This window comes from Streptomyces sp. OR43 (assembly GCF_008042275.1).
In the GTDB taxonomy this organism is placed as follows: domain Bacteria; phylum Actinomycetota; class Actinomycetes; order Streptomycetales; family Streptomycetaceae; genus Streptomyces.
In genome coordinates this window covers 1-10,902 of sequence record NZ_RDBK01000028.1, presented here as the reverse complement: position 1 = coordinate 10,902, position 10,902 = coordinate 1, and the positions used below count along the sequence as shown (strand labels likewise).

General features: G+C 69.4%; 6 protein-coding genes and 5 pseudogenes. 8 read left to right on the top strand and 3 right to left on the bottom strand.

All coding sequences use genetic code 11. The annotated features are described in order from the left end of the window. Positions 1–138, bottom strand: a pseudogene (locus EAO72_RS41960) (DUF6204 family protein); the annotation flags it as partial. A gap of 75 nt (positions 139–213) precedes the next feature. On the opposite strand from EAO72_RS41960, the gene EAO72_RS15315 reads away from it, so the two are divergent. Then, positions 214–567 (top strand): DUF6204 family protein, encoded by a 354-nt coding sequence (locus tag EAO72_RS15315; protein ID WP_148017888.1) that lies wholly within the window; start codon positions 214–216, stop codon positions 565–567. Between the two features lie 11 nt (positions 568–578). Here the strand turns inward: EAO72_RS15315 and EAO72_RS15310 are convergent, their stop codons facing one another. After that, positions 579–1,463, bottom strand: coding sequence for a LysR family transcriptional regulator (locus tag EAO72_RS15310; protein WP_148017887.1), 885 nt, complete (start codon positions 1,461–1,463; stop codon positions 579–581). A 127-nt stretch (positions 1,464–1,590) separates the two neighbouring features. Between EAO72_RS15310 and EAO72_RS15305 the strand changes: the two are divergent. The 6 genes and pseudogenes from EAO72_RS15305 to EAO72_RS15285 form a co-directional block, all read left to right on the top strand. Next, positions 1,591–1,893 (top strand): annotated as a pseudogene (locus tag EAO72_RS15305) (MFS transporter); the annotation flags it as partial. A gap of 109 nt (positions 1,894–2,002) precedes the next feature. Next, a complete protein-coding gene (locus tag EAO72_RS15300; protein ID WP_222724090.1) occupies positions 2,003–2,617 on the top strand; it encodes a DUF1214 domain-containing protein in 615 nt (204 codons plus the stop codon). Positions 2,618–2,650: 33 nt separating this feature from the next. Then, positions 2,651–3,967, top strand: coding sequence for a DUF1254 domain-containing protein (locus EAO72_RS15295; protein ID WP_148017886.1), 1,317 nt, complete (start codon positions 2,651–2,653; stop codon positions 3,965–3,967). Positions 3,968–4,590: 623 nt separating this feature from the next. Continuing rightward, complete coding sequence (locus EAO72_RS15290) at positions 4,591–4,857, top strand: hypothetical protein (protein ID WP_148017885.1); 267 nt, start codon at positions 4,591–4,593, stop codon at positions 4,855–4,857. 9 nt (positions 4,858–4,866) lie between these two features. Further along, positions 4,867–5,076: pseudogene (locus tag EAO72_RS43055) on the top strand (helix-turn-helix domain-containing protein); the annotation flags it as partial. A 417-nt stretch (positions 5,077–5,493) separates the two neighbouring features. Further along, positions 5,494–7,293: pseudogene (locus EAO72_RS15285) on the top strand (AfsR/SARP family transcriptional regulator); the annotation flags it as partial. A gap of 137 nt (positions 7,294–7,430) precedes the next feature. Here EAO72_RS15285 and EAO72_RS15280 read toward each other — a convergent pair. Next, a pseudogene (locus EAO72_RS15280) lies at positions 7,431–8,515 on the bottom strand (magnesium and cobalt transport protein CorA). Positions 8,516–9,087: 572 nt separating this feature from the next. On the opposite strand from EAO72_RS15280, the gene EAO72_RS15275 reads away from it, so the two are divergent. Next, on the top strand, positions 9,088–10,155 hold the full coding sequence (locus tag EAO72_RS15275) for a glycoside hydrolase family 11 protein (protein ID WP_148017883.1): 1,068 nt from the start codon (positions 9,088–9,090) through the stop codon (positions 10,153–10,155). The last annotated feature ends 747 nt before the right edge of the window (positions 10,156–10,902 follow it).

The following is a 10,902-nucleotide window of genomic DNA, read 5'->3' as shown; positions in this document are numbered from 1 at the left end:
GGTGTCCATGTCCGTTGCGGTGGACCGCAGTTCGCCGTGCCCGTAACCGGCCTTCCGCAGCACCGTCTCCGCGCGGTCCTCGGCGATCGCGGCGGCCATCTCCTCGCCGTCCTCGGCGTCGAGCASCACGATATTCCGCATGCGCCCCATCCTTCGCGCCGTAGGCTGTCACCTCAATCGATTTGCGGAATGCGACAGGAACGGCGGGACACGATGGGCACGCAGCACACGTACCGGGTGATCGTGCGCGGCACGTGGGAAGGGCTCACGGACGAGGCCCGCGAGCGCCTGCTGGCGGAGGTGGAGCAGCACGGCCTGGCCGCGATGCAGTTCAGCGAGGAGGGGTCGCTGACCTACGACCGCGTGCTCAAGCACTTCAGCTTCCGGTACGTGGTGGTGTCGGACGCCGAGGACGGCGAGGAGATGGCCGCCGCGATCGCCGAGGACCGCGCGGAGACGGTGCTGCGGAAGGCCGGTTACGGGCACGGCGAACTGCGGTCCACCGCAACGGACATGGACACCATGAAGATCAATTTCAAGGGGCGACGGGGGCCGGGGGCGGGGTGACGGCGGGTGGGCTACGAGATCCGGTTCAGCTCATGCGCGCAGTATTCACGCAGCCCTTCGACCATCTCCAGAATCGCCGGCCGTGCGTAGTGGCCGGTGTCCCACCCCGCGTACAAGGGCACGGTGAGCGCCCCTTCGTGGGTACGGACGAGGAGTTCCGTCAGACCGAACCGAGCGTGGTCGGTGACGAGGCACACTCCCCGCCCTGCTGCGGACAGCGCCTGGGCGAAGGCTGACGACCCCGTCTCGGACACTCCCGCCGGCACGAGTCCTGCTCGGGAGATGGCCTCGTCGACGACCAGGCGTGCCACGTTCGAGCGGGTCATGAGGATGAGCGGCTCGGTGACGAGGTCTGCCAGGTCGACGGCGCTCCGTCCCGCCCATGGGTGGTCAGGCGGCACCTGCGCGATGACCGGTGTACGCCCCAGGAACGCCGACTCCAACGGGGCCGGTGCGGGGATGGTGGAGATGCCGAAGTCGGCGTCGCTGCGCAGGAGGGTCTCGAACACCTTGCTCGGTTCTTCTTGGACGGCATCACGCAGATCCGCCCCGCCCCCACCGCCCGCCATGAAGGGCGCCAGCAGATAGGTGACCGTCGAAGGGGCGGCGACGACGGTCAGGGCAGCCGACGCGCCCCGCCCGGCCGCCGCCATCGTCTCCGCCGCCTGCTCGGCGCGCCGAACGAGGTCGCGTGCGATCGGCCGGAAGCGCTGGCCCGCGGCGCTGAGTGTGAGTGAACCGGGGCGCCGTGTGAACAGGTCCACGCCGAGATCCGCCTCCAGCCCGCGGAGCTGGCGTGAGAGGGAGGGCTGGGCGACCCGCACCCGGCGCGCGGCAGCGGTGACGGATTCCTCCTCGGCGACCGCGAGGAAGTAGCGCAGCACTCTCAGTTCCATCTTCGTTCACCCCATATGCCCTGCGGCCATGCCTCACAGGTATCGCTTTCCCAACAATCAAGTATTAGACAGCATGGGAGGGCGAACCCAAACGGTGGCTGTTCCCCTTCAGCCCCTCGGAGGCTCCATGTCCGCCCAGGCCCGCCGCGCAGGCCTCGCCTCGTTCGTCGGTACCACGATCGAGTGGTACGACTTCTATATCTACGGGACGGCGTCCGCACTCGTCTTCGGGAAGCTCTTCTTTCCCGACGCGTCCCCGGCGGCCGGTGTGCTCGCCTCCTTCGCCACGTTCTGGGTCGGCTTCCTCGCCCGCCCGCTCGGCGGCATCATCTTCGGCCACTTCGGCGACCGCCTGGGCCGGAAAAACATGCTGGTCGTGACGTTGCTCATGATGGGCAGCGCCACGTTCCTGGTCGGCTCGATCCCCACTTGCTTGAGCATGGCCAGATAGAACCGGTCGCGCTCGTCGACGACCTCCGACTGGAAGATCCCGTGCAGCCGCTCCCAGTAAGGGGAAGCCGTTCACTCCCGACGAGCGATTGGCCGGCATCCTGGAACGGGCCTCCGCCACCGGGGAGTTGATGGCGCAGGCGAACTCCTTCGCCAAACGGTTCGACGGAGCGCGCTACTGGCCCGACCGGCAGTGGGACCTGGTACTGATGCTGGACCGGTCCGACCAGCGAGCCGAGCACCACGACCAGCTGCTGGAGCGCGCGGCCTGGTTCTACGAAGCCGTGAGCTTTTCCGCCGCCATGAAGTCGCAGACGCCCGGGCTCGGGCAGGCGTACCTGGCGGCCTACACCGATGCGGACGGGCAGTGGCTCGACGGGGCGCGGAACTACCGCCTTCATGTGCCGGCCGATCCGCCCGCCAAACTGTTCTGGTCCGCGACCGTCTACGACATCGCCACCCGCTGTCTGATCGACAACCCGCAACAGCGCGGCGACCGCGGCTCGCGCGACGAGCTCCGCTACAACGACGACGGTTCGGTCGACCTGTACTTCGGACCGGAGCCGCCCGACGACGCGGCGGACGAGGCGAACTGGGTACAGACGCTGCCCGGCAGGCACTGGTTCTCCTACTTCCGGTTCTACGGGCCGCTGGAGCCGTACTTCGACCGCAGCTGGCGGCTGGGCGACATCAGCCCCGAGTGACTCGTTCATTCCCCGTGTGTCAGGAGCCCGCCCATGGAGTACCCCGCTGCCGACATCGTGCGTGCCACCGCGGCCGACGGCTGGATCTGGGGCTTCGCGCTCCTCCAGAACTACCGGACCCTGTACCCGCAGGCCGTCGACTCCGACGACCCGCGCTACACCGGCGGGTTCGGGCGCTTCAGGCACTACCCGCAGCCCTTCACCCCCGACAACACGGACATCGTCACGCCGAACAACGACACTCCGTACTCCTGGGGCTGGCTCGATCTGCGCGCCGAGCCGTGGGTGGTGTCCGTGCCCGCCATCGGCGACCGCTACTACGTGCTCCCCTTCCATGACCTCGACACCGTCCATGCCGGTTTCGTCGGCGCCCGCACCACCGGGCAGGACGCCGGTGACTACCCGATCGCCGGGCCGGAGTGGACCGGCCCCCCGCCGGACGGGATCAGCGGCGTGGTGCGGGCCGCGACCCAGTTCGTCGGGATCCTGGGGCGCACCTACCTTGCGGGGCCAAACGACGTGGCCACGCTGAAGGGGGTCCAGGAGCAGTACGTACTGCGTCCGCTGTCCGAGTTCACCGGCATCGCCACCCCCGGGCCCGCCGACGAGCCCGCCTGGCCCATCTGGCGCGAGGACTGCATGGACTCCGCCGAGTTCTTCGCCGTACTCGACTTCCTCCTGCCCTTCTTCCCCGTACGGGACGAGGTGCGCGAGCTGCGCGAACGGCTCGCCGGGCTCGGTGTCGACGGCACCGGCACCTTCGAGCCCGGCACCCTTCCCGAGGAGGTGCGCGCCGCGATCGAGCAGGGCATCACCGAGGGGCGCGGGCGCCTGGACGAGGCCAACCGGCACGCGGTGAAGTCCGTCGGCCTCTTCGGCACCCGCGAGCAGCTCGGCACCGACTTCCTCACACGCGCGGTCGGCGTCGACAAGGGAATCTACGGTCTGCCCGCGGAGGAGGCGTGGTACGGCGGCTGGGCCGTCGACGACCGGGGCAACCGGCCGCCGGACGCCTCCGGACGCGCCTACACGATCCACTTCCCCGCCGACGCACTGCCGCCCGCCCGCTTCTTCTGGTCGGCCACCATGTACCGGCTCCCCGAACGCCTCCTCGTCGCCAACCCCATCGACCGCTACTCCATCGGCGACCGCACCCCAGGCCTCCACTACGACGCCGACGGCGGCCTGACCCTCTACGTACAGAAGGGCCGGCCCGCCGACCCCGCGCGGGCCGCCAACTGGCTGCCCGCTCCGGACGGGCCCTTCTCCGTCATCATCCGCATGTACGGGCCCGACTCGGCCGTGCTGGACGGAAGCTGGGACCTGCCTCCGCTGACGGCCCAGGACTGAGGCGGCGGCCATGGGCTCGGCACTCGGCCGAGACCAGGGCCGACAAGTCCCTGAAAAGTTCCTGCCGTTACTCGGAAGACGCCGGAAGGCTGCGCACACGCCGGACGCCGGACCAGCGTCTCAGCACAGCGCGGCGCGCCCGATGGGCACTGATTTCCCGGTCGGCGCCCTCAGCTGAGGGCGCCGGCCGGAGACGGTCTCACGCGGCAACGTGATCGCGTCGGGGTTCCTGATCGTCGTCGGTGGAGCCCGCAACTGTCAGGAGGTGTATCTGCGCTCGGAAAGAGTGCCGCCCGGCCTTGAATGATTGATGAACTCGCTTCCGGAAGATTGGGATGACCCCTGCATCTAAACGCTGTCCCGACGGCAACGATTTCACTCCGTCACGCGAACCTGCTGGTCGAGGCGGCGAGGGCTTCCAGAACTGCCGCGTCAACGGAACTCACCGGCGTGGACACCCACGCATCAATCGACGTGAAGGGTATCCCTCGAACGGTCACCCCAATGGCAGGATGCAGGTCCGATCGGCGTCGGCAAACGCCCCTCGGACGTAAGGACTTGGAGCCCGCACACGCTCTCGCGCCGTGACGCGTGGGAGCCTCTCGATCCCAGGAGGCACGACCATGTCGCATCCGTCCGTTCCCACTCACTGTGTGGTGCACGGTGACCCCCGCCGCAGCCCGCTCTCCACCGTCGATGCCGTCGTCATCGTCGTGATCGCCGTGCTGGCGTGCGGGCTGTCCGCGACGGGGCTGAGCCCGTCGTCGGTCCTGTCCGTACTGAGCGGCGCCGGGGTGGTGGCGGCGGGCACGCTGATGGCCGTACGCGGAGGAAGCCGAACGCCGGGCCGCAGGTTCGCCCGCGTCCTGCACGCGGTCACCACCACCTGAGCGTCGCTGGTGGGGCGCAAGGAGAGGCCGATCACCTCGCCGAACAAGGCACTGGTCGCGCTGGCCCAATGGCTGCGCGACCAACGATCGGCCCGCGGATACTCGTACGCGGAACTGGCCGCCCGTTCCGCATGCCACGCGACGACCCTTCAACGGGCGGCATCAGGTCAGTCGATTCCCACGGCACAGAGCGTACGGATGTACGCGCGGGCTTGCGGGGCGTCGGAGAACAAGGCCATGGAACTGTGGCAGCAGGCCTGTGTCCGCGGCTCCGGCGGCCCGCCACGAGGCTCACCCAATCCGCTGACGATCGACGGTATCGGCTCGTTCAAGGCGGGGCTGCGCACCCTGTACGAGCTGGCCGGCCGGCCGTCGATGCGTGAGATGGAGAGGCAGGCGGGTACGGGCTGTCTCCCGCACAGCACAGCGCACCGCATCGTTCGGAGCCGTACCGTGCCGCGCGATGTCTACCAGCTGACGGGATTTCTGAGTGCGTGCTCGATCGGACCGGCCGAGCATCCCTTGTGGATCGAGGCCTGGCGGCGCGTGCTCGGGCAGGAGGTCCCCTCTGTGCCGCCTCTGCCGCCACAGAGACCCACCGGTATGGAATCGGTGGTCGTGACGACGAGACCTGCGATACGCGCGAGTGACGGGCCCGTGGGGGTGGCACCGATACGCGCGGAGCGATCCCCGGAGCTCCAGTTCTCCGTGCTCGGTCCGGTGAGGGCCCGGCGGGGTGAGGAGCCACTGCCGTCCGGCTCGCCTCAGCAGCGTGCCCTGCTGACGGCCCTGCTCATGCGGCACGGGCGTACGGCAACGGCCGCCGAACTCATCGACGCCATCTGGGGCGAGGACCCGCCCTCCCAGGCGCTGGCGGCGCTTCGTACCTACGCCTCCCGGCTCCGCAAGACGCTCGGCCCGCTCGTCGTGGCGAGCGAATCGGGCGGGTACACGATACGAATCGAACGCGAGGCGCTGGACCTGACCATGGCTCAGGACCTGGCGGCTGACGCGGAGAAGGACCGGGCATCCGGCAACCGCCAGCGGGCCAGGGCCTTTCTCAACGGGGCACTGGCCCTGTGGGACGGTGAGGCGCTGGCCTCCGTGCCCGGGCCGTACGCGGAGTACCAGCGGAGCCGGCTGGAGGAGTGGCGGCTCCAGCTGACCGAGACCCGCCTCGACCTGGACCTGGAGGTCGGCTGCCACGCGGAGGCGGTCTCGGAGCTGACCGCGCTCACCGCCGCGCACCCGCTGCGCGAACGGCTGCGCGAACTCCTGATGGTGGCCCTGTACCGCAGCGGCCGCCAGGCCGAGGCCCTGGCCGTCTACGCCGACACCCGCCGCCTGCTCGCCGAGGAACTGGGCGTCGACCCGCGCCCCGAACTCGCCACGCTCCAGCAGCGCATCCTCCAGGCCGACGAGGAACTCTCCCGGCCGGCGGACCAGCCCGCCCCTGCGGCCCGGCACGCCGAGCGCCCGCAGGAACGCCCCGCACAACTCCCCGCGACCGTCATCGACTTCACTGGCCGTACCGCGCTCGCCCGGGAGATCGGTGACCGTCTCGCCGTCGCGGACGGGGTCACCGTCCTCTCCGGCATCGGCGGCGTCGGCAAGACGACCCTGGCGGTCCACGTGGCGCACCGGGCCCGTTGGCACTTCCCCGACGGGCAGCTCTACGTCGACCTCCAGGGCGTGGGCAGCCGTTCCGCCGAGCCGGAGACGGTCCTCGGGGCGTTCCTGCGGGCGCTCGGCGTGCCGGATTCGGCGGTCCCCGACTCACTGGACGAGCGCGCCGCACTCTACCGCTCCACACTGGACGGCCGCCGCGTCCTGGTCCTCCTGGACAACGCCCACGACGCGGCCCAGATACGCCCCCTGCTCCCCGGCACGGCAGGCTGCGCGGCCCTGGTCACCAGCCGGGTCCGGATGGTCGATCTGGCCGGCGCGCACCTCGTCGACGTCGACGTGATGTCCCCCGCGGAAGCATTCGAGCACTTCTCCAGGATCGTGGGTTCCGAACGAGTCGACTCGGAGCGCAGCGAGGCCCGCTATGTGGTTGCCGCCTGCGGCTTCCTGCCTCTGGCCATCCGCATTGCCGCCTCCCGCGTGGCGGCCCGCCGTACCTGGACGATCGCGACGTTGGCAGCACTACTCATGGATGAGACCGGCCGGTTGGCTCAACTGCAGGCCGGCGACCTCGCGGTGCGACCGGTCATGGAGCAGAGCTACGCACGGCTGGAAGCTGAGCAAGCTCGTGCCTTTCGGCTGTTGAGCGCGTCGACCAGCGTATTCCTGTCCACGTCCGAGTCGGCTGCTCTTCTCGACCGAAACCCCCTACAGGTACAGGCTCTCCTGGAGGGACTGATCGATGCCGGTCTACTTATGCCCGTAGGGCCGGGTCACTATCAAGTGCACGCTCTGGCACGGCTCTTCGCCCTCTCTCTCCGCACTCCATGACCGCTGCTCGACCTACCCGCACGCGGTCTTCCCCGGTCTTCTCCGGATGGCTCCCCTACGCCCGTCGCTGGTTTCCCGAACACCACAGGCTCGCGGCAGTGAGCCCGCGAGCCGGATCAGAGCCAGCCGTTGCGGCGGAAGCCCCGGTGGATGACGAAGCAGGCGGTGGCGATGACACAGAGGACGAGGGGATAGCCATAGGTCCAGCGGAGTTCGGGCATGTGGTCGAAGTTCATGCCGTAGACGCCGCACACCATGGTCGGCACGGCGACTATCGCGGCCCAGGCCGTGATCCTGCGCATGTCCTCGTTCTGGGCGACAGTGACCTGAGCGAGGTGGGCCTGGAGGATGGAGTCGAGGAGCGCGTCGTAGGAGGCGATCTGCTCGGCGGCCCGGGCCAGGTGGTCGGCCACGTCGCGAAAGTACGCCTGGATCTCCGTGTCGACGACGGGGACGGGCTGTGTGGCGAGCTGATGCAGCGGCCGGTCCAGCGGCGCCACCGCCCGCTTCAGCTCCAGCAGTTCCCGCTTGATCTGGTAGATGCGGCCCGCGTCGCCCCCGCCGCTCTGCTCGCTGAAGACGGCGTTCTCCACGATTTCTATGTCGCTCTGCACGGCGTCGGCCACGGCCGTGTACTCGTCGACCACATGGTCGGCTATGGCGTGCAGTACCGCGGCAGGACCCTTGGCCAACTGCTCGGGAATCCTCTCGAGCTCGTTCCTCAGCGGGCCCAGGGAGCCGTGCCCGCCGTGCCGGACCGTGATGACGAAATCGACGCCGACGAAGGCCATGAGCTCGCCCGTGTCCACGACCTCGCTGGTCGCGGTGAGCTCCGTGTGCTCGACGTAACAGACGGTCTTGAAGACCGCGAAGAGCATGTCGCCGTACCGGTCCACCTTGGGCCGGTGATGTCCCCGGACCGCGTCGTCGATGGCCAGCCGGTGCAGGTCGAACAGTTCGGCGAGACCGGCGAACTCCTCGCGTTCCGGTTCGTGCAGACCGATCCAGACGAACCCGTCGCCCGTCTTGCGTACCCGCCGCAGGCAGTCCTCGACGTCTCTCCGTGCCCGTCCTGCCGTACGCCGTCGCGGTAGACGACACAGTTCACGACCGAACTGCCCAGCGGCGATCGCGCCGGATGGCTCAGGTCCACGGCACGGCCCGGGGTGCGGCGGACCGCGCGTCGGAGGTTGCTGAGCATCGACACTGCGGCTCCTTCGGCGAACGGGCGGCCAGTGTGCCACCCGCCACCGGGGCGCGGCGCACCGGTGCCGCGCCCGGGAAGCGGTACAAGGGCCCGGGCGTGGCGACCTCCGGTGCCGGCCCCGAGCACCCGTCGCCGCGTCGCGCAGGAGTGCCCCGCCACCGGCGCTGCCGAAGGCGGCGCCGAGCACCATGCGCCGCCGCTCCCGCGCCGAACCGAGGCATTCGGCAGGCCGCAGGGCGCGGACCTGCCACCGAACGGGGATTCCGAAAGTTTCGAAGCTCGGACTGTTTCGACGTCGCCAGATCACCAAGATCCTTGCATCCTCCCCTCGGTTTCCGACCTGCACCCGCAGTGAACAGCGCAGCAGAGTTCCAAGCTCTCTCTCGACTTTCGGAAACATTACGGAAACCGTTGACAACTCCCTTGCCAGGCCCGACTGTTGTGTCGCCCCCGGCCGCGCAAGTGATGCGCACGACCGGGCTGTGTCACCTCACCGATGAACCCCGACGTGTGCTCGGCGTGTCCATCGGCCACAGACCGCGCCAATCGCGAGGAGGAAACACCGTATGAGCGACACCTCCCACCACTCCGACCCACGGCACATCAGCCGTAGGAAACTCGTCCTCGGAAGTGCCGGGGCGCTGGTCACGGCCGGGACGGCAGGACTGCTCCTGCCCGGCACGGCCCGCGCCGCAACGGTCCTCACCAGCAACGCGACCGGTACGCACAACGGCTACTACTACTCCTTCTGGACCGACACCCCGGGTTCCGTCAGCATGACGCTGTCGGACACGGCCGGCTCGTACAGCAGCCAGTGGAGCGGCGTGAACAACTGGGTCGGCGGACTCGGCTGGAGCAACGGCAGCCGCCGGGCCGTCACCTACTCCGGCTCGTTCAACCCCGGCAGCAACGGCTACCTCGCGCTGTACGGATGGACCGCCAACCCGCTGGTCGAGTACTACATCGTGGAGAACTTCGGTCCGTACAACCCCGGTTCCGCCGGGACGAGGCGCGGCACGGTCACCGATGACGGCGGTACGTACGACATCTACGAGTCCACCCGGACCAACCAGCCCTCCGTGGAGGGCACCAAGACGTTCCAGCAGTACTGGAGCATCCGGCAGAGCAAGCGCAGCAGCGGCACCATCAACACCGGCGTGCACTTCGACGCCTGGCAGGCGGCCGGGATGCCGATGGGCGCGTTCAACTACTACATGATCATGGCCACGGAGGGCTACCAGAGCACCGGCAGCTCCAGCGTCGGCCTGGGCGGCGGCACGACCACGCCGACCACTCCGCCTCCGGGCGGGGAGACCACGCCCCCTCCGGGGTCAGGTGCCTGCTCCGCCACCTACCGGACCACCAGCTCGTGGAACGACGGCTTCAACGGTGAGGTGACCATCAAGGCGGGCAGCGGCGGCGTCACCGACTGGAAGGTGCCGGTTACGCTGGCCGGCGGCCAGACGGTCACCTCGCTCTGGAACGGGACCTCGAGCCGTAGCGGGAACGTCCTGACCGTCACCCCGGTCGGATACAACCGCACCCTGGGCGCGGGACAGTCGACGTCCTTCGGCTTCACCGTCAGCGGACCCAGCAGCCCGTCCCCGTCCGTCGGCAGCTGCAGCGCCGGCTGATCCCGGCATCCCGCACAGCCACCCGTTCCGGCGCGGTGCCCGATGGGCGCCGCGCCGTTCGGCCGGAGAGAACTGCCGAGCGGCCGGGCGGCGGGCCCTCGCCCGGCCGGTCGGCGATCGCTCCGTGGCCGTGTACGGCGTGAACCGCCCCAGCGCGACAGCGGCGGCCACGTCACGGCGTAAGCATCTGGAGAGCCCGGACCCCTCGCAGGCCGTCGCCTTCTTCGGCGAGGTCCAGGCGTCCTGGCCATCCCGAACAAGGGCATGGCTGCCGCTCGTTCACCGGCCTCCGTCCCACACCATCTGCACGCACTTGTACGATTTCGACTCGACGGGCGAGCGAGGACACGCCCGGCACTCTTCGAGCTGCGACAAGGACGAATCATGGCACGCGTACAGACCGGCTGCCCCGACTGCAAGCGATGCACCAACAGTGCCGTCGGTGAAGGCGCCCGGAAGGCGGGCCGCTGGACCGCGGGCATCGCGACCATGGGTCTCAGCGAGGCCGGCATGGCGTTCACGCGCAACTGCCGAGGGTGCGGGCACGCCATGTCCCTTCATGACCGCAAGGACAACAACGCGCTCACGCGGGACCCGGGCAACCGGGGCGCGCCGGTCTGTACGCGTGCCATGATTCGTCCTTGTCGCAGCTCGAAGAGTGCCGGGCGTGTCCTCGCTCGCCCGTCGAGTCGAAATCGTACAAGTGCGTGCAGATGGTGTGGGACGGAGGCCGGTGAACGAGCGGCA